This is a genomic window from Stenoxybacter acetivorans DSM 19021, assembly GCF_000745895.1.
GTDB lineage: Bacteria > Pseudomonadota > Gammaproteobacteria > Burkholderiales > Neisseriaceae > Stenoxybacter > Stenoxybacter acetivorans.
In genome coordinates this window covers 1-24,284 of record NZ_JQKE01000042.1, presented here as the reverse complement: position 1 = coordinate 24,284, position 24,284 = coordinate 1, and the positions used below count along the sequence as shown (strand labels likewise).

Sequence of the window (24,284 nt, the reverse complement as noted above, 5' to 3'; positions counted from 1 at the left end):
CGAAGCCCCAAAAGCTTTCAATACCGTTTACATGATTGCCCTTACCGTCGGAAAATTCATCATTACCATGATTGACACGAAAATGCTTTTCAAAACCCACATCAACCAAACCGTCGTAACCGCGCCAGCCATCTGTATGGAGAACGCTGTTAATATCAGCATGTCCTCTGATTATGGCTTTTAAAGTTTTTGCTTTTTCATCAGGGATAATTTCTGTGTAAACGCAACCATCACGTTTAAGTAAGCCGAACACAATGGTTTTACCGCCGGCACCGCGCCCGCGCTTACCGCGCACCCGCTTGGCACCGAAGTAACTTTCATCGGCTTCCAATTCCCCGTTGAAAGGTGTATTTTGCGAACAATACGTGAAGATTCGCAACCGAATTTTTGTGTAAATTCGATTGATTGACTGACGACTGATGCCGGTCAATTTTGCAGTTTGTGAGGCAGTTAAATCGAGCGCAAAACACTTGATAATTTGCCGCATTTTTGCATCAGAAAGTGACGAACTTTTTTGGTACTTGCAAACCATTGCCATGACTCCTTTTCAGACATTTTAATGCCTTGTTTGGTTGTCATGTCCCAATATTAAATAGATTAAATTAATTATTTTCATCATTTACTTTTTGTCATTATATTTACCACTCATTTTTTAACCTTTGGAGAACGATTATGCCCAACTACTACAATATCAATAGCGGTAAAAATTTTATTACTGTTGATGAAATACTGTCCATGTATTTATGGAATTCTAAAACCCCACCATCCGGAAGTGCCTTAAAAGATGATAAATGGATTCGAGATCAGGAGAAACCATTGGTTGATCCGTTAAAAATTAATGCACAAGAATATATGGATTATGGCGGTGGAAGATTTGTTTCCCCTGCTGATTTTCTTATTGTTAGTGATTTCTTCAATAGTAAAAAAAGCATTAAGGCGGGCACTTATGGTTTTAAAGAAATATATAATGACATACTACACCGTGAAGCATTGAACAATGGAACAAAAGATAAATTACCCGAGGATCTAAATGAATTGCAATTTAAGGTTAAGCAATACACTAGTGGGATTGGTTCATCAGATTTTATAACCAGGGCATTTGTCTTTGGGTCTACTTCATTTACATTAGACTGGGATACATTGGCTTTTGTTGTTAATAGTGATGGCAGCAGAGAAGTCCATAATATTAAAATTAAACCTGTTAAAGATAATTTTGATTTTGAGAGTGCTGATCCGGTTGCTCAATATTTTAATGAGGGATTTAAAAAAGATATAGATCCATCAAAAATTGGCAGAAAAGTACCAATTGAATTTCAAGGTGATGTGGTATCGGTAAACGTCACTAAAGAAGAATTCGATGCCTTGGTTGATAAAAAGAAAGAAATTGATAATTCAGTATTTGATTATGGAAAGCTGTATTATTATTTAAAGGAAATCAATAGATTAATAGCAAACTCTCCTGCTATTGAACATACTGATGAGAAAGGACGAAAAGTTTATTACGATGGCATTGATGATGATAATAATGGAGTAGTAAGTCGATTTGAACTAGCAGAGGATGTTGCCTTGATTGGCGGTAAGGGAGATGATAGTTTAGTTAGTGGTCATGGTGATGATTATTTAGACGGCGGCAAAGGCTATGATTCTATGGCCGGCGGTTTGGGCTATGATGAGTATCACGCCGATAAACATGACACCATTTTTGATTCCGATGGTAAAGGCGAGGTATTTTTAGATAAAACCAAGCTTTCAGGCGGAGAAAACGATCCTAAAACAGACTCTGCCAATATCTATTATGGTAATGGATTAACCTATTATTGGGCTGGCGATGATTTGAGTGTAGAAGGTTTATTGATTAAAAACTTCAATAATGGCGACTTGGGTATTCGCTTGAGAAAGAAAGAAAAGGAGCCGGATACAGGCACTGCCGAATCGCAAATATCCCCCATTGTTATTGACCTAAACGGCGATGGTGTACAAACCACAGCCAAAGGCGGGCATATCTACCATGACCACGACGGCAATGGTTTTGCTGAAAATACCGGCTGGGCGAGCGCGGAAGATGCTTTATTGGTGCGTGATTTAAACAACAATAATCAAATTGATAATGGCGGCGAATTATTCGGCAACAATACCCTGCTGCCGGACGGCACAAAAGCCGCCAATGGTTTTGAAGCCCTTAAAGCATATGATGCCAACGGTGATAAACAAATTACCGAGCAAGATGCGATTTGGCAGGAATTAAAACTGTGGCAAGACAAAAACCAAAACGGATATGTTGATACGGGTGAATTAACCACCATTCAAAACAGCGGCATCACTGCTATTTTGCTGAATTATCAAAACAGCAGCTTTGTTTGATGCGAACGGCAATGCACACAAACAACAAAGCAGCGTTACTTGGGCAGACGGCAAACAAACCGCGGCGCATGATGTGTGGTTTTCGGTGAACAAAGCAGACAGTCAATACCGGCATGAGTCAGTGAGTGCCGATATTGCCGCGCTGCCTTATGTACGCGGATTTGGCGATGTGTTGGATTTGCATCAGGCGATGATGAAAGATGCGGTGTTAAAAGGAATGGTTGCCGATTATCTGAATACACCCACAGCCGAAAATTTGAATACATTAATTTATCGCTGGGCAGGGAGTGAAACCGTTAATCCGCAAGAGCGTGGCTATAATATTGATGCACGGTTGCTGGTGGCTTTGGAACATTTAACCGGCAGGGGATTTTATCAACAAGGAGGTCATGGTAAAAACCCGGGTCAAGATGCTTCCCGATTATTGAAAGCAGAGTTCACTCAATTTGCCGATTATGTCAGCGCGAATTTGCTGGCACAAAGCAAATATGCAGATGTGTTCGGCAGTTTATTGCTGCAACAATGGCAAGCAGACACCCAAAGTGTGAGCTACAGCTGGCAAGCCTTTAATGCCAAGCTGCAAGGTTTGGCTGAAAACTTAGAAATGGAAACCATTGGTATTTTATTAAAAATTGCCAAAGATTTAGGAAACTACAATTTCAGTTATCAAGAAACACTTGTTGCCAATTTTACCCTGTTGGCAGCACAAAATACCCTGCTGGGCAATATGATGGCTGAGAATTTTAAAATCATTGAAGGTAGTGTTGATAATTATCAATTACAAGGAAGTACATTAGGTGATATCTATCTGTTTAGCAAAGGACATGGACAACATATTATCAGCGATAATGGCACTGGCGATGATATTATCTATTTCAAGAATATTTATTTTGACGAAGTAAAATTCCAGAAAAATAATTATGATTTACTGATTTATGGTAACAGTGGCAATGATTGTGTTCGTATTCAGCATTTCTTCTATAACAGTTACTATGAAATTGAAATCTTTATCTTTCAAGACCAAGCATTCACATTGGCACAAATGCGTGAAATGGGTTTGAATTTCTACGGCACAGACGGCAATGACAATATTAACCTTACTGCATGGCAGGGTAAAGCCAATATTTACGGCGGATTGGGCAACGACACCATTCAGGCAGCCAATAAAGGTAATTTATTAGACGGCGGAGAAGGTAATGACACACTCTATGGTGGTGATGGTGCGGATACGCTGATTGGCGGCGCGGGCGATGATTATTTATCGGGTGGTTATCATGGTGATACGTATCTGTTCGCCAAAGGACACGGACGAGATACAGTATCTGATTCAGGTAGTTCTTCAAATGCCGATACCATATGTTTTAAAGATGTTCAATTCTCAGAAGTATTATTCCGAAAAGACAGCTATGATTTCTTGCTGTATGGCTACAGCGGTAATGATTTTATTCGCCTGAAGAATTTTTTCAGCAATGATTATTTTGAAATCGAAATCTTTGAATTTGCCGGCCAAACCTTAACATTGGCACAGCTGCGGGCAATTGGGCTGAGCTTTCAAGGTACAGAAGGCAATGACAACATCAATCTTAACGCATGGAAGGGCAAAGCCAATGTTTACGGCGGATTGGGCAATGATACGATTGCCACTGCGGATAAAGATGATTTATTAGACGGCGGTGAAGGCAACGATATTTTAACCGGCTACGGCGGCAATGATGTGCTGGACGGCGGCGCGGGAGACGATAAGCTCTACGGCGGTGATGGTGCAGATACGCTGATTGGCGGGGCGGGTAATGACTACCTGGACGGTGGAAACGGCGGCGATACCTATGTTATTGTCAAAGGATACGGACAAAATATCATATATGATTCAGGCAACCCTTCAAATCCCGATACCATTCGTTTTAAAGACGTTAATTTCTCAGAAGTTTTATTCCAAAAAGACGGCTACGATTTCTTGCTGTATGGTTACAACGGCAGTGATTTTATTCGTCTGAAAAATTTCTTCAGCAGCAGTCATTATGAAATCGAACACTTTGAATTTGCCGACCAAACTTTAACGCTGGCACAGCTGCGTACAATTGGACTGAATTTTCAAGGCACAGAGGGCAACGATACCATTGATATTGGCGCATGGAAGGGCAAAGCCAATGTTTATGCGGGTAATGGTGATGATACCGTCTATGCCTACAATATTTCTTCAGGCAGCCTGTTAAACGGCGGTTCGGGCAATGATTATTTGCATGGCGGCAATGGTGCTGATGTTTATGAGTTTGCCAAAGGACACGATCAAGATACCGTTTATGATTACAGCAAATCTTCAAATGCCGATACCATACGTTTCAAAGATGTTAATTTTTCAGAAGTATTATTCAAAAAAGACAACAGCGATTTCTTGCTGTACGGTTACAACGGCAATGATTTTATTCGTTTGAAAAATTTCTTCGCCAGCAGTCATTATGAAATTGAAACTTTTGAATTTGCCGACCAAACCTTAACGCTGGCACAGTTGCGTACAATTGGACTGAATTTTCAGGGTACAGAGGGCAACGATAACATTGATATTCACGCATGGAAGGGCAAAGCCAATGTTTATGCGGGGAATGGTGATGATACTATTAATGCCGGCAATATTGCTTCAGGCAGCCTGTTAGACGGCGGAGCGGGTAATGATAAATTATATGGTTCAAATAACGGCACAACGTTTATCGGCGGTTCGGACAATGATTATTTGCAGGGCGGCATTGGTGCTGATGTTTATGAATTTGCCAAAGGACATGATCAAGATGCTGTTTCCGATTATGGCAATCCTTCAAACACCGATACCATACGTTTTAAAGACGTTAAATTCTCAGAAGTTTTATTTCAAAAAGAAGGTCATGATTTCTTGCTGTATGGCTACAACGGCAATGATTTTATTCGCTTGAAAGATTTTTTCATCGGCAGTTATTATGAAATTGAACGTTTTGAATTTGCTGATCAAACCCTAACACTGGCACAAATGCGCACAATTGGGCTGAGTTTTCAGGGTACTGAGAGCAACGATACCATTGATATTAACGCATGGAAAGGTAAAGCCAATGTTTATGCGGGCAATGGTGATGATACCGTCAATGCTCAGTCACTCACTTCAGGCAGCCTGTTGGATGGCGGTTCTGGCAACGATAAATTGTATGGCTCAAATAATGGCACAACATTTATCGGCGGAACAGGCAATGATTATTTACAGGGCGGCAGTGGTGCTGATGTTTATGAGTTTGCCAAAGGGCACGGACAAGATAGGGTATCTGATTACGGCAATCCTGCCAATGCCGATACCATTAAATTGACCGATGTCTTATTCGATGAAATATTTTTGGAACGTGTCGGTAATGATTTAACGGTGTTGAATGGTCAAACCGGTGATAAATTAACGGTGCAAAACTCTTTCAGCAATCAAAATTATCAAATCGAAACGTGGCAGTTTGCCGATAAGACGCTGGAATTGCAGCAGCTGCTGGCAAATGCGCATTGGGTGGCGTAGATGCGAACAATCCAATAAAATCCGCATCAATCCAATAAAAAAAGACACACATCATGGCATTGTTGCAAATCGCCGAACCCGGTCTAACCGCCGCGCCGCACCAACACCGTTTAGCAGTAGGCATTGATTTGGGCACAACCAACAGCTTGGTTGCTGCTGTCAGAAGTGGTATGGCGGTGTGTTTGCCTGATGCGTTTGGGCGGGTAACTTTGCCCTCTGTGGTGCGCTACGGCAGCAACGGCGATGCAGATGTTGGTTTCGATGCTTTAAAAGCACAGAAAATCGACCCCGCCAATACCATCAGCTCTGCCAAACGCCTGATTGGGCGCAGTTTGAGCGATATTCATGCCGATGAAAACACGCGCTTTCTGCCCTATCGTTTTGGTGAAAATGAGCGTGTGATTGAACTGCACACCCGCGCCGGCAGCAAAACCCCGATTGAGGTATCCGCCGATATTTTGCGCGTACTCAAACAACGCGCCGAAGTGAGCCTTGGCGGTGAATTGGTGGGCGCGGTGATTACCGTTCCCGCTTATTTTGACGATGCGCAGCGGCAAGCCACCAAAGATGCGGCGCGGCTGGCGGGTTTAAATGTTTTGCGTTTGCTTAATGAGCCAACTGCCGCTGCCATTGCCTATGGTTTAGACAACCGCGCCGAAGGCACTTTTGCGGTGTACGACTTAGGCGGTGGCACATTTGACGTTTCAATTCTAACCTTGAGCCGAGGATTGTTTGAAGTCAAAGCCACCAACGGCAACAGTGCGCTGGGCGGCGATGATTTTGACCACCGCTTATTCTGCTGGCTGCTGGAACAAAATCACTTATCATCGCTGCCTGAAATCGACAACGCCCTGTTGCTTTCTTTGGCACGCGCCGCCAAAGAAAGCCTGACCACCGATAACAGCACCACCATTCAAGCCACGCTGTCCGACGGCACATCCATAGCCACCACCATTGATTGCGGCACGTTCCACCAAATCACCCAGCACCTGATCGCCAAAACCTTAGAGCCGGTGAAGCAAGCCATGCGTGATGCCAATGTACGCAAGCAAGACATCAAGGGTGTGATTATGGTGGGCGGTGCAACGCGAATGCGCCATGTTCAGCAAGCCGTTGCCACCTTTTTCGGACAAACACCGCTCACCAATCTTAATCCCGATGAAGTCGTTGCCCTCGGTGCGGCGATGCAAGCCAATGTGTTGGCAGGCAATAAAAACGATGAGGAATGGCTGCTGCTTGATGTAACACCGCTGTCTTTGGGTTTGGAAACCTACGGCGGACTTACTGAAAAAGTAATTCCGCGCAACAGCACCTTGCCGACTGCCCGCGCTCAAGATTTCACCACTTTCAAAGACGGGCAAACCGCGATGATGATACATGTGGTGCAAGGTGAGCGGGAACTCGTGTCTGATTGCCGCAGTTTGGCGCGGTTCACTTTGCGCGGTATTCCGCCTATGGTTGCCGGTGCGGCGCGGATTCGTGTTACTTTTCAGGTTGATGCCGATGGTTTACTGTCGGTATCTGCCCGTGAACAGACCACCGGTGTGCAGGCGCAAATCGAAGTCAAACCATCCTACGGCTTGGACGATGCGGCGATTACGCAAATGCTCAAAGACAGCATTGCCCATGCTGCGGGCGATGCTGCCGAGCGTGCCCGTGCCGAAGCCGTTGTTGAAGCGCAAAGTCTGATGGACGCGGTAAACAATGCTTTGGCATTGGACGCTGATTTGTTGAATGACGACGAACACGCCGCCATTCAGGCAGCCTTAAACCATGTACAGACAAAATTGGCTAATGCAGAAGCCGCTGTCATACGTGAAACCGCCCAAATCTTGAGTAAAACCACTGATTCTTTCGCTGAAAAGCGCATGAACCGCAATATTCAGCGGGCATTGCAGGGGAAAAAACTGGCGGAGATTTAGTTATTGCGTCGTGATAAGGTGCAATGGCGCGGCGTGCCTGTTTCATTCAAAAAACAGATTGCCGTGCCGTTGCGCAGGATTATTTACGGACACTGCATTTTCTTAAACTGCTGCCCAGTTTTACTGATAAGATATTTATTCTATTGATTATTATTTTTTGTTTCGATGCGTTTATCCGCACTCCGCCGGATTGACTTTTTGACAAGCGGCAACAACAATGGCAACCTTATTGTTTGCTGAAAAAAACGTAAAAATAAAACCAACACGCGGTTTTTTTCGCTTGTTATATTGTCCATACCGAAGCCACAGAAAGAATACCCATGACCACGCCGCAATCCGCCATTCTGCCTGAACACATGACCGCTTGCATTGTGATTGAAGCCGATTTCACTGACGAAAATCTTAACCAAATCAAAGCTGCCTGTACCCAAAGTCTGTCTTTATTGGCAAAATACCAAGCCATTCATGCTGATGCCGCATTGGGTTTGTGCATTGGTTTTGGCGATAAAATTTGGTCGCAATTGCGTTTGCCCAATGAGGGCGTCGAATTAAAACCATTCCGTCCTCTGGGCAATGGTTTGTCGCCCGCCGCGCAGCATGATGTGGCGTTTCACATTCAATCCAACAGCCATGCCGCCAATCTGGCTTTGGCTTTTGCTTTGCTTGATGCGTTTGGTGCGAGTCTTTGTGTTGCCGATGAAATTCACGGTTTTCGTTTGCATGAAGAACGCGGGCTCGACGGTTTTGTGGACGGTACAGAAAATCCGGAAGGACCGGATCGCTGTCCGATTGCGGTGATTTCCGAGCCGTTTGTTGATGCGGGCGGCAGCTATTTATTCTTGCAAAAATACCAACATGATTTGAAAAAATGGACACAATGCAGTGATGAGCGTCAATCTGCCATTGTCGGGCGTAGCAAAGCGAGTGATGAAGAGCTGCCCGGCAGTCAGCGTTTGCCTGATTCTCATTTGGGGCGCGTGGATTTAAAGGAGCACGGCGTTGGCTTAAAAATTGTCCGCCAAAGTCTGCCTTATGGTACGGCAAGCGGCGAGCATGGTTTGATGTTTATCGCTTATTGCGCCCGCTTACACCACATCGAACAGCAATTGTTGAGTATGTTCGGCGAATTGGACGGCAAAACCGATTTATTGCTGAGTACCGTCAGCCAAGCCAAAAGCGGGGCTTATTACTTTGTGCCGTCGCAGGAGCGGCTCGCGGCGTTGTAAACAGGCGATTATTCAGGCTGCCTGAAAAACCGTTGCTGAGAAACCTATTCTGACTTAAGTATGCTTTTTGTTGAGAACCCAATACATTATTTAAACCGTCCATGAAAAAACATTTGCGCTGGATTTTAACGCTCACTGCCGTTGGCGGTTTATGTACACCGCCGGCATGGGCAAACGAAACCGCTTCACCGCAAGCCGATGCCAATCAAGACAAAGCAGGGCAGGACAAGGTGAACGGCGGCGATGCTAATGATGACGGCGACAGTGAAAAATCAGAGAAACCGGGTTTTTGGCAGCGTCTGTTTCCCAAACAAGAAACTCCGCCGCCCGAATTAGAGCCGAAATACCCGATAACAGTGTCGGCTGACGATGAAAAGCTGCGCACACTCATCACCGAGCATCTGCCGCTGATTACTCAGCAACGCAAAGAAGAATTGGATACGGAACAAATCGCGTTTCTGGCGGAAGACGCTCCCGAACAAGTGCAAACCATGCTGGAAACAGAGGGTTATTTTAACAGCAAAGTAACCGTACAAGCCGAAAACGGCGGTTATGTTGTGCGTATTGAGCCGGGGGTGCGCACTGAAATCAACAATATTGATGTGGCGATTTTGGGTGATATTCTGGACGACGATGATTTGCCGCAATACTACAAAACCGCTATGGAAAATTGGGCATTACCGGTAGGCGATCCGTTTACTCAAAGCAATTGGAGCAAGAGTAAAACATCGGTGTTGTCCGCAGTGGTCAAGAAAAAATACCCGCTGGCAAAAGTTACCGCCAGCCAAGCACGGATAGATCCCGCTGTAAATCAAGCCGATTTGTCTTTGCACATTGACAGCAAACAGCCGATTTATTTCGGCAAAATTGAAGTGAGCGGTATTCAGCGGTATCCCGAAGATGTGGTTTTGGGTATGGCGCGGTTTCAGCCGGGCATGCCTTATGATTTAGACCAATTGTTGGATTTTCAGCAGAATTTGGAGCAAGACAGCCACTACAGCAGTGCCACGGTACAAGCCGATTTTCAACAAATGGAACAAAATCATGTGCCGGTGAAAGTGAATGTCAGCGAAAGCCGACGCCAAAAATTTGAACTTGGGCTGCGCTACGATTCCGAAGACGGTCCCGGTATTCGCATGGGTTATGATCATTACAATGTGTTTAACCGCGGTTATATTGCGTCCACACTGTGGGATTATGATAAATACCAAACCACGCTGGCGGTGGGTTTAAGCCAGCCGCGCCAGAGCAACGGCTATTATTGGACCAGCAATCTGGCTTACCAGCGTTCCACCAACCAAAATTTAGAAAAAGACGCCATCAGCTCAGGGCTTTGGTATGTGCGCGACAAAAACAATATTGATGCGCGGTTTGGTGTGGAATACATCGGTGAGAGCAGCCGCATTACCGATGGTCCCGATTTTGGACACAGCAATGCCACCATGCTTACCGCTTCGTGGAAACGCCAAAGCATCGAAACCGTATTGCGCCCTGCCAACGGCTATTATGTGGAAGCCAAAATCGGTTCAACCTTAGGCAAGGTTTTGTCTTCCACGGCGATACAGCGTGCCACTCTGCGCAGCGGTTATTACTACACCCCCGAAGAGAAAAAATACGGCACATGGGTGCTGCGCGGGCAGCTGGGCTATGTTCGCGCCAAAGACGATGCGCAAGTGCCGTCGTCGCTGATGTTCCGCACAGGCGGTGCCACCAGCGTGCGCGGATATGAAACCGACAGCATCGGTATTCCCGGTTACAACAATTCCGTACTGCCTGACCGCGTTTTGGCGGTTGTCGGCGCGGAATACCAATATCCGATCAGCAGCAGTTGGGCGTTGGCACTGTTTCACGATGCCGGTTCGGTTTCTTCTACGTTCAATACCATGCGCTGGGAACAAGGCACGGGTTTGGGTGTGCGCTGGTTCAGCCCGATGGCACCGTTTTCGTTTGACATCGCTTATGGGCACGAAGACAAAAAAGTACGCTGGCACATCAGCTTAGGAACGCAATTTTGATGAATAAAACCCGTGCCGAGCCATCTTTGGCAATCAAACCGAAATCCCGCAAAAAAGGTTGGCTGAAAGCCCTGTTGTGGTTTTTCATCACCTTGCCTGTGTTGCTGGCGGTATTGGTGTTTTGGCTGCTCACCACCGAATCGGGTTTGCGTTTCGGTTTATTGAAACTGCCTTCGTGGTTTGGTGTGCAGGTACAAGCCGATGATGTGCAGGGTACTGTTTGGCGCGGTTTCAGCAGCGCGCATTGGCAGGTGAATACCAAAAGTGTGCAAATCAGTTCCGACAAATTGCTGTTTTCATGGGCGGCAGATGAGTTGCGGCAGCGCAGACTTCATGTCCGCAACTTAGAAACAGGCGTTATACACATCATCAGCAAAAGTCAGCCGCCCAAACCGGACAAAGCGGCTGCGGTTTTGCCGCAAAGCATTGATTTGCCGTTGTCTGTGGTGATTGATCGTGTTCGTATCGGCGGTTTAACCACAGGCGAGCCGTCGCAAACCATATTATTGCCCAGTGAAATCAATTATCAATACGACACAAAAAACCACCGCTTAAATGTGGTTGCTTTGCGGACACCGTGGCAATCGTTATCGGGTACGCTTACCCTAAACACCCAAAGCCCGTTTGCACTGAACGGCAACTTCAGCGGCAACGGCACGCTCTTGGACGACAAGCCCATCAGCAGTAAACTACAGCTTTCAGGCAGCTTGGAAACCCCCGAATTAGCCGCAACCCTCACGGGTGAACACCTTGATTTCCAAATGGACGGGCGGTTTAAACCGTTTGCTTTACTGCTCAACCACAAAGTCATCAAACTCAATGTATTGGGACGCAATCTCAACCCACAGGCATTTTTACCCTCGCTGCCGTCTGCCGACTTAAACCTCAGCATCGGCGTTGCGCCGCAAACCGAACACCACGATGAATTGGCAGGCATCATCAACATCAGCAATGCCAAAGCCGCGGCATACGACGCACCAACAGGTGCGCATCTGCCGTTTCAAACCTTGGTTGGGCGGCTGGGTATCGACAGCAAAGGCGCAGTTCATATTCCGCAGTTGGAAGCACGGTTTTTACAGCAAGGCAAATTATTATTGAGCGGCATGGTGGACACCGCCGCACAAAACCTCAACATAAAAACGGTTTTGCAAAACATACAAAGCCAAGATTTACTGCAAACCCGTTTGCCCGGCAGTCTGAACGGCAACATTGTTTTTTCAGGCAGCCTGAATAATCTACAAGGCGAATGGCAGCTCAATATACCCAAAGCCGACAGTATCGGCGTATTGCATCTGCTTACCGATCAGCACAATGCACAAAGAACCTTGTTGCTGGACAATGCTGAAATTCAAGTAAAAAACGGCGGTAAAGTGGATTTGCAAGGCAGTTTGGCTTTGTTTCAAGAACAGGCATTGTCATTCACCGCAACCAGCAGCGGATTTAATCCGAACAAACTCAACAGCGATTTTCCCGCCGGTAATATCAATGGTCAACTGCAATTATCGGGCAAGCTGGCGGATATACCCGATATTCAGGCAGCCTTAACCACGCACAACAGCAGTTTGTCAGGCGCATCGCTCAATACCAATATTGCCGTGCGTTATCAAGAACAGCACATCAGCCAAGCAGACATCAATCTTTCTTTGGGGCAAAACCGATTAATCAGCAAAGGCAGCTTCGGCAAAGCGGCAGATAAACTGAACTTAGACATCAATATGCCGCAATTGGATTTATTCGGCTTCGGTATCAAAGGCTTATTGACTGCAAAAGGCTTTGTTGCCGGTGAACCCAAATCGCTTACCGCCAATTTACAGGGGCAAGCACAGCATTTGCACATTCAAAAGCAAGTCAGTATCGACAAATTGGACTTTGTTGTGCAGGGCTCTCCCGATATTAACCAACCTTTAAACGTGAATGTCAGCGGACAAGCCATTCAATTTTCAGGCAGCCGTGTCAACCACATTAAACTGGGTATTACCGGCAGCGGCAAACAGCACCGTTTAACCGCCGATGCCGACATGCAGCTGGGCGGCAAGCCTTACCGTGCCGATATTCGTGCCAATGGCGGCTTAGACAAACAATACCAATGGCGCGGTCTTGTAAACCAATTGGATTTGGGCGGTTCGTTTGATCTGAAACTGCTTGCACCCATTCAGCTGGAAGCAGGCAGTAAACGCGTCATCATGAACCGCGCCCGCTGGGCAATCATGGGCGGCAACCTTAATCTGGACACGCTGGAATGGAATGCGCAAAGCGGCATCAACAGCCGAGGCAATGCCAATCACTTGGCACTGGCACAATTACATAACCTCATCAGCCTGCCTGTGAAACAAAATTTGGTATTGAGCGGTGATTGGAATTTTGCTTATCAGAAAAACATGACAGGCTACCTGAAAATCCGCCAAGAAGCGGGCGACATTATTCTGCCGCAGCGCAATCAGGCTTTGGGTTTACGCAATGTATTGCTGGATACGCAATTTCGCAATAACGGCATTCAAACCCATTTAATCGGCGACACACATTACGGCAATACCGATGCGCAACTGTTAATTAAACAAACGTTTGGCGGCAATTTTGCCCAAGCCCCCGTCAGCGGACGCATTCGTTTCAATGCGCCTGATCTAAGCCGCATGCGTTACTTAATGCCCGTGGGTATGGAATTGAAAGGGAAAATCAATATTGATGCAGCGGTGAGCGGTACACTAAACAACCCGCAATTAAACGGCGGCATCAACGGCGAAGAATTGTTTTACCGCGAGCGCAGCAACGGCGTGGTGCTGGAAAACGGCGTATTAAAAAGCCGCCTGCAAGGTCATCGCTGGGTGATTGATTCTTTCGTATTCAAACGCAAAAAAGGCGATTTAACCCTGCGCGGCACAGTTAATCTGGCGGGCAGCACGCCTGATGTGGACATCACCGCGCACTTCAATCGTTATGCAATACTGGATCAAGTCGATCGCCGCCTCACCCTGAGCGGACAAACCCATTTGCTTTACAGCCAATTGCGCGGCGTGGTGTTGAACGGCGCATTAACGGTGGATAACGGGCAATTCGGTTTTCCCGAATCCGGTATGCCGAATTTGGATAACGATGTTGTCGTTGTCGGGCGCGAAACGCATCAAAACACCGCCGCCACACCAATCAGCTTGAATTTGGTTTTGGATTTAAACAACCGATTCCGTTTCAGCGGCGAGGGCTTGGACGTTTTGCTTGGCGGCAAACTCACCGCTGCCGCTCAGCCCAAAGAAGACATACAAATTGTGGGAACAGTAAACATCGTGCGCGGGCAATATAAAGCATACGGACAAGACTTGGTGATCGAAAGCGGCAGTACCATTTCTTTTGTCGGCCCCGCGAGCGACCCCAATTTAAAACTGCGCGCCACCCGCCGTTTTTCACCCGTGGGCGCGGGCGTGGAAGCCTTAGGCAGCTTGAATAATCCGCGCATCAGCTTGGTTGCCACCGAAGCCATGAGCGACAAAGACAAATTATCATGGCTGATTTTGGGACGCGCCAGCGGCGGCAGTGCCGGCGATGAAGCGGCATTAAGCGCCGCTACCAGCGCATTTCTGGCAGGAAAAATCAATGATCGGTTGGGATTGGTGGACGAATTGGGCTTCACCAGCCAGCAAACCCGCAATGCACAAACGGGTGAAATGAACCCTGCCGAACAAGTGGTTACTGTGGGTAAACGCATTACCAACAACGTTTCTATCGGCTATGAATACGGCATAGAAAGTGCCACGCAAACGGTAAAACTCACTTACCAGCTCAGCCGCGCCATTCAAACCATTGCCAAAGTGGGTTCAAATTCAGTTGGCGGCGAAGTGAAATACAGCATACGCTTTGATTAGTGTTTTCAGGCAGCCTGAAATATTGTTTGGTTGTCATGATCCAAACCAATTTATCGTACACCGCTTCAGACTGGAAAACAAAGAGGTCTAAGCATCTGGCTTTGGAAAACACGCTGCACAGAAGATTCCACACCTACTTTTGGTTTTTTTTCGGAGAATCAATCTGTGGCGAGTTGAGCTCGGATCGTTTGTCCTCGAACAATTTGATCAAATGGTCGGCAACTGCCCGGACACGCCTGGAATGCACCAAGTCGGAATGGATCACCAGCCAGATCGGCTGATCCACACCGAATTCCGACAACAAGCAGATGAGCTTCGCTTGTTGGGCAAGGAAATGTGGGAGTACTGCCAGCCCAAGACCTGCCGTCGCTGCCGCCATTTGTACCGACAGAGTATTGGCCTCCACCCGGCACGGACGTCCACGCAACATGCGAGCGATCCATTTTGCGGCAGGCAAGTGGCTGTAGGATTCCGTCCAACCGATGAAGGCATCTCCATCGAAGGTGGTCGCATCAGACTCTGCAATGCGAGCATCGATGTAGCTGCGGGCACCATAGAGACCGAAGCCCAGGGTGCCCAGGTGCTTGATCGTAACGTTGCCCGCTTCAGGCTTGACCATCCGCACGGCCAGATCGGCGTCACGCCGATGCAGGTTCACCGTCTGCACACCACTGACAATCTCCACTCGCAGATCAGGATGGGCCGCGAACAATTTCGGCAGCGAAGGAACGATGAGCGGGTTAGCCAGATTCTCTGCTGTGGCCAAACGCACACATCCGGCAACACGCCCTTGTTGTTGTGCGGCTTCTCCGAAAGCATGCCCTGCATGTTCCAGTGCCTCTGCCTGTTCCAGCAATGCCTCGCCATCGTCCGTCAGGCGATATCCGCTTTGGTGGCGGCTGAACAACGGTACACCCAGCGCAGTTTCCAAACGATCCAGCCGCCGTGACACGGTGGCAACGCCCATCTCAAGGGTAATGGCGGCACCACTCAAAGTACTGCCGCGCGCGATAGCCAGAAAGATGCGTACGTCATCCCATAGCAAAAAAGCGTTCATTGGTTTTCCATATTTGGAAAATTATCTTCCAGTTAAGCCTATATTTTAAATATATTTGGAAGATTATACTTCCCCTATCTTTTCAGAGGAAGTAAAGGAAGTGCAATGCAACGACGAAAACTTGGAAGCAATCTAGAGGTCTCTGCCCTTGGCCTTGGTTGCATGGGTATGAGTGAGTTCTATGGTCGGCGGGACGATGACCAAGCAATTCAGGTGCTGAAGCAGGCCATCGACATGGGTGTGGATTTTCTCGATACCGCCGATATGTATGGCCCGCATCACAACGAAGAATTGATTGGCCGTTTCCTGGCAAAACACAATCCAAAGGTGCAGATCGCCACCAAGTTCGGTATTGTGCGCAAGCTGGGAGAGTACCGGCGAAATATTGACAACAGCCCGCAGTACGCGCGGCAATGTTGTGAATCCTCGCTGCGCCGGCTTGGGATTGAGCAAATTGACCTGTACTACGTACATCGCATCGACCCGGCGTATCCCATAGAGGACACAATGGCTGGTCTGTCCCAGCTCGTTCAAGAGGGAAAAATCGCCCGCATTGGTCTGTGCGAAGTCAGCGCAGCCACGCTGCGGCGCGCGCATACTGTGCATCCCGTAGCGGCTGTGCAGACGGAATACTCATTGTGGACGCGAGATGTGGAAGCCGAGGTACTGCCGACCTGCCGCGAACTGGGCATCGGTCTGGTGGCTTATGCGCCATTGGGGCGCGGCTTCCTGACCGGTCGCTTCCAAAGCGATACAACATTTGAAGAAGGTGACTTCCGCGCCAGCCTGCCGCGCTTCCAACCGGAGAACATCATCACCAACCGTTCCCTGGTGGATGTCGTTACTGCCCTGGCCATACGCAAATCTTGCACAACTGCACAAATCGCCTTGGCATGGCTATTGGCACAGGGTGATGACATCGTACCCATTCCCGGCACGCGACGTATCGCTCATTTGCAGGACAACCTAGGCGCACTATCGGTGCGTCTGGAGCCAGACGAACTCATTGAATTGAATCGTGCACTCAATGCCGTGCCGGTGGCAGGAGAACGCTATACCGAAGAAGGCATGAAAGGGATCAATGCATAAGTGATCGTTTTCAGCATGAATTTTGCTCCATAGACCTCCGTTTATCTATGGCTACAATTCCAAAAAAAGCCGCTTTTCGATGAATACCGAAAAGCGGCTTTTTAACCAAACAACTATTTTTGTACACAGATACGACTTCTCCCCAGCTTCTACCAATTGTTTCGGATTACTGCATGATGAAAAAAAATCGTTTGGCTATCTGTATTCCATTATTTTCTTGGGCGCACCAGCTGCCAAGAGCGAGTTAAGTAGGTAACTGTGCCGAAACCGCTCCACACATGCACCAAACGGGTGAACGGGAAAATAATAAACAGCGTCATGCCCATAAACAAATGCAGTTTAAATAACCAGTTGGCATCAGCAATAAATGCTGCCGCACCGCCTCGGAAAGTAACAATATACTGCGCCCATGTCATCAGCTGCACCATTTCATGGCCATCAGGGTGTTTGGCGGAAACGAAAATGGTGGATAAGCCCAATAACAAGGTCAGCAATACCCAAATCAACACCAGCTTATCGCGCCAAGTGCTGTTTGCCGCCAGACGATCAGAAGAAAAACGGCGCAGCAACAGCATAACAACACCGATTAACGTTAAACCGCCCAAAAGCGCACCGCCCACCATTGCCATCATTTGTTTGCCGCTGTGGGTAAACCCAATGGCTTCCCACACCGCAACCGGCGTGAGCAAACCGACAAGGTGGGTAAAAAACAGCCCGATGATGCCAATGTGAAAGCAGTAATTCGCCACACGTAAATTGCCTTGATACAAAAGCTGGCTGGAATCGGCTTTCCACGAGTATTGTTCGCGCTCAAACCGCACCAAACTGCCGATGATGAAAATGGTGAGGGCGATATACGGGTAAATGCCAAATATGAATTGATTTAAATACGACATGATTTATCCTTTCAATTCTGCTGCCTGCGCGCTGCGCCGGGCATAAACTGAACCGGTTGCGTGGCGGAAGTTTGTTTTAACAAGGGCTCAAGTCCTTGCGCATCGGGGCCGAATCGTTCTAAGGCTTCGTCCATATCACGAATCGGCGGCACCACTAAAGGCTGCGGGGTAATGGGCGACAAGCTCAGCAATGCCTCAAAAACGGCGGCATAAGGTGATGAAGATTTGGCAAGCTGATTGCCCACATGCGCAATCACATGCACGGCTTCACCCAGTAAATTTTCGGCTTTATCGGCAGGACACACCGATAAAAATTCCAAAAATAACGGTAAATAATCGGGCAATTCATTGGCATCTAATTCAACACCGTATTTTCCGTATTCTTCCAGCAAATCCACCATCGCTTGCCCGCGTGCACGGTCTTCACCGTGCAGATGTTCAAACAAATGCAAAGAATGCGCGGGTGAACGGTCAAAAGTATTGACATAAACCTCTTGCAATTCAATCAAATCGCCTTGCCGCAAGGTGTCCGTCAATGTTTTCAGAGAGCCTGCTTGCTCGGGAAGCTGCTGCTGCACCGCTTCGTCAATATCATTCAATGCCGCCAGCCATTCAGGCTGCGGATACAGCAGCAATACCGACAATAATTTATACACAGAAATCATGATGCTTACCTTTTGCCTTTTTCGGCGTTATCGGCGCGATCTTTGCGTAAACCGTGAAACACAATGGGCGATGCTTTGCGCTGTCCGAATAAATTGCCTTCACTCACCCCGTCGGAACACCCGTTGCCGAAAGAAAAACCGCATCCTGCTTTGTCTTCAAAGGTATTTTCCACCAGTTCTTTGTGGGAGCTGGGAATCACAAAGCGATCGTCGTAATGCGCCAGTGCCATGATGCGGTACATTTCTTCAACTTGGGCGGGCGATAAGTGCGTGCCTGCCAAAGCGTTTTCTGCTGCTTGGGCGGGAACGGATTTGCCGCGCATATAACGGCGCATGGCAATCATGGTTTCCAGTGCTTCCACAATCGGTTCTTCTTTACCCGCGGTCAGCAGATTGGCTAAATAGCGAATGGGAATACGCAATTCTTTCACGTCGGGAATAATGCCTTTTTCGCCGACCAAGCCGTTTTCAATTGCCGATTGAATGGGTGAAAGCGGCGGGATATACCAAACCATTGGCAGGGTGCGGTATTCGGGGTGCAACGGGAACGCCACTTTCCATTCCATCGCCATTTTATACACCGGCGATTTCTGCGCCGCGTCTAACCAGCTTTGGGCAATGCCTTGTTTCAAGGCTTCCGCTTGTACGGCAGGATCATTGGGGTCAAGGAAAATATCCAGCTGCGCTTGGTATAAATCTTTCGGATCGGTTATTGACGCCGCTTCTTCTATTTTATCGGCGTCATACAGTAGCACACCCAAATAGCGGATACGGCCGACGCAGGTTTCTGCACACACTGTGGGTTGCCCGCCCTCAATGCGCGGATAACAGAAAATACATTTTTCTGATTTGCCCGTAGTCCAGTTGTAATAGATTTTTTTGTAGGGGCAGCCTGATACGCACATGCGCCAGCCTCGGCATTTGTCTTGGTCAATCAACACAATGCCGTCTTCTTCACGTTTGTAAATTGAGCCCGACGGGCAGCTGGCAACGCAAGCGGGATTCAAACAATGCTCACACAAGCGCGGCAAATACATTAAAAAGGTATTTTCAAATGCCGCGTGCATGTCTTTTTGAATGCCTTCAAACAACGCATCTTTACTGCGTTTGGCAAACTCACCGCCCAAGTCATCTTCCCAGTTTGGCCCCCATTCGATTTTGTCCATTTTTTTGCCGGTCAGTACCGAAACGGGGCGTGCTGTGGGCGGCGTTTTCATTTCAGGGGCATTTTGCAGATGCTCGTAGTCGTAGGTAAACGGCTCGTAGTAATCATCAATTTGCAGCATATTGGGATTGGCAAACAAATTTGCCAATACTTTCAGCTTGCTGCCCTGCTTCAATTGCAAACGCCCGTTTGTACCCAGTTTCCAGCCGCCTTTGTATTTGTCTTGATTTTCCCATTCTTTGGGATAACCCACACCCGGCTTGCTTTCTACGTTGTTAAACCACGCATATTCCACCCCATCGCGGCTGGTCCATACGTTCTTACAGGTTACTGAACAAGTATGGCAGCCGATACATTTGTCTAAGTTCAGCACCATGCCGATTTGCGCTCTGATTTTCATCTTGTGTTCCTTTTCTGATTGTGATTGTCGGCTGTGTCAAACAGAGGCTGCCTGAATGGGTTTTGCTTCTTCCTGCATCCAGTCCACGTTTTTCATTTTCCGCACCACCACAAATTCATCGCGGTTTGAACCCACTGTGCCGTAGTAATTGAAACCCCAAGACAATTGGGCGTAGCCGCCAATCATGTGCGTGGGTTTCAGCACCGCACGGGTAACCGAATTGTGAATACCGCCGCGTTTGCCCGACACTTCCGCACCCGGAACGTTCACAATTTTTTCTTGGGCGTGATACATCAAAATCATGGTTTCAGGAACACGCTGGCTCACCACCACCCGCGCCGTCAGCGTGCCGTTGGCATTGAATACTTCTACCCAATCGTTATCCACCAAGCCTGCTTTTTTTGCATCAATTTCAGACACCCACACGTGCGGTCCGCCGCGGGAAAGCGTCAGCATCCGCAAATTATCGGAATAGGTGCTGTGTATGCCCCATTTTTGGTGCGGCGTGATGAAGTTCAGCACAATCTCAGGGTTGCCGTTGCTGTGTTTGCCCAATACTTTTTGGGTGGTTTTCAAGTCCACAGCCGGTTTATACACACACAAACCTTCACCGAACTGACGCATCCATTGATGGTCTTGGTAAAACTGCTGGCGGCCGGTTAATGTGCGCCACGGGATTAACTCATGCACATTGGTGTAGCCCGCGTTATAGCTCACTTCTTCACTTTCTAAGCCCGACCATGTCGGCGAAGAAATGATTTTGCGCGGCTGTGCCTGTACATCACGGAACGTGATGCGGTCGTGTTCACGCGGTTTTGCCAAATGGGTGTGATCAATGCCTGTATTTTTCGACAAGGCTTCCCATGCTTTTACTGCCACATGCCCGTTGGTTTCCGGTGCTAAAGTTAAAATCATTTCAGCCGCGTCAATGGCGGTATTGAGTTTGGGCTGTCCTTTGCCCACGCCATCTGTGGCTACCTGATTGATTTTTCGTAGCAATTCAACTTCATGTCCGGTTTGCCAGCTGATGCCTTTGCCGCCGTTGCCCACTTTCTCCATCAAGGGACCGATTGACGTGAATTTTTCATACACCGCGCCGTAATCACGCTCAACCACCGTCATCGCCGGCATGGTTTTGCCCGGTATCGGATCACATTCGCCTTTTTTCCAGTCTTTTACATCAAAGGCCTGTCCCAATTCCTGAGGCGTATCGTGCATTAAGGGCGTGAGTACCAAGTCTTTGCGCACGCCTAAGTAGTCTTTTGCCAATTCGGAAAACTTTTTGGCAATGCCTTTGTAAATTTCCCAATCGGTTTTGCTTTCCCACAAAGGCTGCACCGCTTCGCTCAAGGGGTGGATAAACGGGTGCATGTCTGAGGTATTTAAATCGTCTTTCTCATACCAGGTTGCCGTAGGCAACACCACATCGCCGTATAAACAAGTGGTGGACATGCGGAAATCCAGCACCACCAGTAAATCCAATTTGCCTTCAGCGGCGGGACGAACAGTAATTTCAGTGGGTTTCACACAATCGGCTTCATCGCTCATCACCGCGTTTTGTGTACCCAATAAATATTTCAGGAAGTATTCATGCCCTTTGCCTGATGAACCCAAAATATTGGAACGCCACACAAACAAATTGCGCGGGAAATTTTTCGGATTGTCGGGGTCGTTGCATGCCATATCCAAAGCACCGTTCTTCAGGCTTTGTACTGCGTATTGAATCGGGTCTTGCCCCATCGCTTCGGCTTCGCGGGTAATGTCCAGCGGATTGGCAGACAACTGCGGCGCAGACGGCAGCCAGCCCAAACGCTCGGCTTTGGCGTTGTAATCTATCATCGACATCGGCGCAGTTTGCTGCTCGTGCGTGGGTGCGGTGATTTCGTCCATACCCAATTTTTCATGCCGCCATTGGCTGGTGTGTGCATAGAAAAATGAAGTACTGTTCATTTGACGCGCCGGACGCTGCCAATCCAAAGAAAATGTTAAAGGCGCCCAGCCGGTTTGCGGCCGCAATTTTTCTTGTCCCACATAATGCGCCCAACCACCGCCGGATTGTCCGATACAGCCGCACATCATCAGCATATTGATGATGCCGCGATAGGTCATGTCCATGTGATACCAGTGATTTAACGCCGCACCCACAATCACCATGCTTTTGCCGTGTGTGTCGTGGGCGTTTTGCGCAAATTCACGGGCTACCTGAATCACCAATTCAGGCTTTACTCCGGTGTGTTTTTCCTGCCAAGCAGGGGTGTACGGCACATCTTGCATATAATCGCTGGCAACGTTCTCTCCCCCCAAGCCTCGGTCTATCCCGTAGTTGGCAATGGTTAAATCAAACACAGTAGCAATCAACACTTCTTCGCCGCTTGCCAAACGAATTCTTTTTGCCGGTACATTGCGCAATAAAATATTGCCTGCATCTTCACCGCCAAAATAATCAAACGACACCACTGCTTCACCGTCGTGCGCACCCAGTAAACTCAAACGTGCTTTAATGGCTTTACCGCTACTGTCTTCGGCTTTTAAATTCCATTTGCCCGACTGCCCCCAGCGAAAACCGATTGAACCCTTGTGTGCAACAATGTCGCCGGTGTTTTCGTCCAGCACCAAGGTTTTCCATTCCGGATTGTTGTCTTCATTGCAGTTACTGTCCAACTGACTGGCGCGCAAGAAATAATCAGGTACTAAATGACCATTGGTTTCTTTCAGCACCACCAAACACGGCATATCGGTTAAACGGCGGCAATAATCACTGAAATAATCGGAAGGATTATCCAAATGGAATTCTTTTAAAATCACATGCCCCATTGCCATTGCCAAAGCCGCGTCTGTGCCTTGTTTGGGTGCCATCCAAATGTCGCCGAATTTTGCCATTTCGCCGAAATCAGACGATACCGCCACGGTTTTTGTGCCTTTGTAGCGCGCTTCGGTATAGAAATGTGCATCAGGCGTGCGCGTCATCGGAATGTTTGACCCCCACACCATCAAATAGGTTGAGTTATACCAATCTGCCGATTCGGCAACGTCGGTTTGCTCGCCCCAAATTTGCGGGCTGGCGGGCGGCAAATCACAATACCAATCGTAAAACGACAGCGGCACACCGCCAATCATCGACAAATAGCGTGCACCGGCGGCATAGCTCACCATTGACATCGCCGGAATCGGCGAGAAACCAAACACGCGGTCAGGTCCGTAATTTTTCACCGTAAAGGCATTGGCGGCGGCAACCAATTCATTGGCTTCGTCCCACGTGGCGCGGACAAATCCGCCCAAGCCGCGTTTGCTTTTATACGATTTAGCGGCTGCTTCGTTTTGTGAAATATGCGCCCATGCGTCCATCGGCGACATTGTTTTGCGTGCTTCGCGCCACAGCCGCGCCAATTGCCCGCGTATCATCGGGTATTTCACCCGCTGTGCGGAATACACATACCAGCTGAACGATGCACCGCGGGGACAGCCGCGCGGCTCATGGTTGGGTAAATCGGCGCGGGTTTGCGGGTAATCGGTTTGCTGGGTTTCCCAAGTAATCAAGCCGTTTTTTACATACACTTTCCAGCTGCACGAACCGGTACAATTCACCCCGTGCGTTGAACGCACAACTTTATCGTGCTGCCAGCGTTGGCGGTAGCCGTTTTCCCATCGTCTGTCTTCTTGAACGACATCGCCATGCCCATTGGCAAACGTGTCTTTGGTTTTACTGAAAAAATTCAGCCTGTCGAGTAAGTGGCTCATACTGCGCTCCGTTTTTGGTTAGCGGTTTTATGATTATCGTTATGTATGTTGTCATTGTCGGGAAAATCATGGAGAAAAACGATTAACCCAAGGCATCAACACCCGAAAGCAAATGATGTATAAGGCATTAGCCAAAATAACTAGGGTCTGTGGATATTTATCCACATAATTCATCATAAACAAATAGACAGATTAAAATTGACCAATACCCAATGGAAAAAAACAGAATCTTTATGTCTTGGAAAAGCAACAGATAAGGGGCGAGCTTCATTACTTTCCTGCAGACCAACAGCATTTACTTTTTACCCACACCCTGCCAATAAGATGGTTATCAAAGCCTCCGGATTTAACGCAGCTTTAAGTCTTTTCTTTTTAC

The 24,284-nt window shown here is 47.9% G+C and carries 13 protein-coding genes; 7 read left to right on the top strand and 6 right to left on the bottom strand.

All coding sequences use genetic code 11. The features are described 5' to 3' along the window. A partial coding sequence (locus tag Q384_RS07015; RefSeq protein ID WP_037586828.1) for an IS1595 family transposase occupies positions 1 to 538 on the bottom strand: 538 nt, incomplete at its 3' end. 134 nt (positions 539 to 672) lie between these two features. Here Q384_RS07015 and Q384_RS12670 point away from each other — a divergent pair. The 6 genes from Q384_RS12670 (at position 673) to Q384_RS06990 (ending at position 14,898) form a co-directional block, all read left to right on the top strand. Then, a complete protein-coding gene (locus Q384_RS12670; RefSeq protein WP_051940632.1) occupies positions 673 to 2,361 on the top strand; it encodes a hypothetical protein in 1,689 nt (562 codons plus the stop codon). Further along, positions 2,354 to 5,881, top strand: a complete 3,528-nt coding sequence (locus tag Q384_RS14290) for a calcium-binding protein (protein ID WP_051940629.1) — start codon at positions 2,354 to 2,356, stop codon at positions 5,879 to 5,881. Before Q384_RS12670 ends, Q384_RS14290 begins: the two co-directional genes overlap by 8 nt. A 53-nt stretch (positions 5,882 to 5,934) precedes the next feature. Further along, positions 5,935 to 7,803: a Fe-S protein assembly chaperone HscA gene (hscA, locus tag Q384_RS07005; protein ID WP_037586826.1), complete on the top strand. Its 1,869-nt coding sequence runs from the start codon at positions 5,935 to 5,937 to the stop codon at positions 7,801 to 7,803. A 320-nt stretch (positions 7,804 to 8,123) separates the two neighbouring features. Further along, the gene (locus Q384_RS07000; protein WP_037586824.1) at positions 8,124 to 9,029 is read left to right on the top strand and encodes a Dyp-type peroxidase; all 906 of its coding nucleotides are present in this window, start codon (positions 8,124 to 8,126) and stop codon (positions 9,027 to 9,029) included. A gap of 101 nt (positions 9,030 to 9,130) precedes the next feature. Further along, positions 9,131 to 11,044: an autotransporter assembly complex protein TamA gene (locus Q384_RS06995; RefSeq protein WP_051940626.1), complete on the top strand. Its 1,914-nt coding sequence runs from the start codon at positions 9,131 to 9,133 to the stop codon at positions 11,042 to 11,044. Continuing rightward, on the top strand, positions 11,044 to 14,898 hold the full coding sequence (locus Q384_RS06990) for a translocation/assembly module TamB domain-containing protein (RefSeq protein WP_037586823.1): 3,855 nt from the start codon (positions 11,044 to 11,046) through the stop codon (positions 14,896 to 14,898). The genes Q384_RS06995 and Q384_RS06990 overlap by 1 nt, the downstream gene beginning before the upstream one ends. A gap of 133 nt (positions 14,899 to 15,031) precedes the next feature. On the opposite strand, the gene Q384_RS06985 is transcribed toward Q384_RS06990, so the two are convergent. Continuing rightward, entirely contained in the window at positions 15,032 to 15,955 is a 924-nt protein-coding gene (locus Q384_RS06985; RefSeq protein WP_037586822.1) for a LysR family transcriptional regulator, read from the bottom strand. Between the two features lie 105 nt (positions 15,956 to 16,060). On the opposite strand from Q384_RS06985, the gene Q384_RS06980 reads away from it, so the two are divergent. Then, positions 16,061 to 17,044 (top strand): aldo/keto reductase, encoded by a 984-nt coding sequence (locus Q384_RS06980; RefSeq protein ID WP_037586821.1) that lies wholly within the window; start codon positions 16,061 to 16,063, stop codon positions 17,042 to 17,044. 209 nt (positions 17,045 to 17,253) lie between these two features. On the opposite strand, the gene narI is transcribed toward Q384_RS06980, so the two are convergent. Genes narI through Q384_RS06960 form a run of 4 tightly spaced genes read right to left on the bottom strand, consistent with a single transcriptional unit; the run spans position 17,254 to position 23,908 of the window. Then, positions 17,254 to 17,940: a respiratory nitrate reductase subunit gamma gene (gene narI / locus Q384_RS06975; RefSeq protein ID WP_037586820.1), complete on the bottom strand. Its 687-nt coding sequence runs from the start codon at positions 17,938 to 17,940 to the stop codon at positions 17,254 to 17,256. 11 nt (positions 17,941 to 17,951) lie between these two features. Further along, positions 17,952 to 18,605 (bottom strand): nitrate reductase molybdenum cofactor assembly chaperone, encoded by a 654-nt coding sequence (gene narJ / locus Q384_RS06970; RefSeq protein ID WP_037586819.1) that lies wholly within the window; start codon positions 18,603 to 18,605, stop codon positions 17,952 to 17,954. 5 nt (positions 18,606 to 18,610) lie between these two features. After that, a complete protein-coding gene (gene narH / locus Q384_RS06965) occupies positions 18,611 to 20,170 on the bottom strand; it encodes a nitrate reductase subunit beta (RefSeq protein ID WP_037586817.1) in 1,560 nt (519 codons plus the stop codon). 36 nt (positions 20,171 to 20,206) lie between these two features. Then, complete coding sequence (locus Q384_RS06960; protein ID WP_037586815.1) at positions 20,207 to 23,908, bottom strand: nitrate reductase subunit alpha; 3,702 nt, start codon at positions 23,906 to 23,908, stop codon at positions 20,207 to 20,209. Positions 23,909 to 24,284 lie beyond the last annotated feature (376 nt).

Bases quoted from the DNA above. Each gene is read 5' to 3' on its own strand.
- hscA (WP_037586826.1), top strand. From the start codon at position 5,935: ATGGCATTGTTGCAAATCGCCGAACCCGGTCTAACCGCCGCGCCGCAC.
- narH (WP_037586817.1), bottom strand. From the start codon at position 20,170: ATGAAAATCAGAGCGCAAATCGGCATGGTGCTGAACTTAGACAAATGT.
- Q384_RS06985 (WP_037586822.1), bottom strand. From the start codon at position 15,955: ATGAACGCTTTTTTGCTATGGGATGACGTACGCATCTTTCTGGCTATC.
- narJ (WP_037586819.1), bottom strand. From the start codon at position 18,605: ATGATTTCTGTGTATAAATTATTGTCGGTATTGCTGCTGTATCCGCAG.
- Q384_RS06990 (WP_037586823.1), top strand. From the start codon at position 11,044: ATGAATAAAACCCGTGCCGAGCCATCTTTGGCAATCAAACCGAAATCC.
- Q384_RS06980 (WP_037586821.1), top strand. From the start codon at position 16,061: ATGCAACGACGAAAACTTGGAAGCAATCTAGAGGTCTCTGCCCTTGGC.
- narI (WP_037586820.1), bottom strand. From the start codon at position 17,940: ATGTCGTATTTAAATCAATTCATATTTGGCATTTACCCGTATATCGCC.
- Q384_RS06995 (WP_051940626.1), top strand. From the start codon at position 9,131: ATGAAAAAACATTTGCGCTGGATTTTAACGCTCACTGCCGTTGGCGGT.
- Q384_RS06960 (WP_037586815.1), bottom strand. From the start codon at position 23,908: ATGAGCCACTTACTCGACAGGCTGAATTTTTTCAGTAAAACCAAAGAC.
- Q384_RS12670 (WP_051940632.1), top strand. From the start codon at position 673: ATGCCCAACTACTACAATATCAATAGCGGTAAAAATTTTATTACTGTT.
- Q384_RS07000 (WP_037586824.1), top strand. From the start codon at position 8,124: ATGACCACGCCGCAATCCGCCATTCTGCCTGAACACATGACCGCTTGC.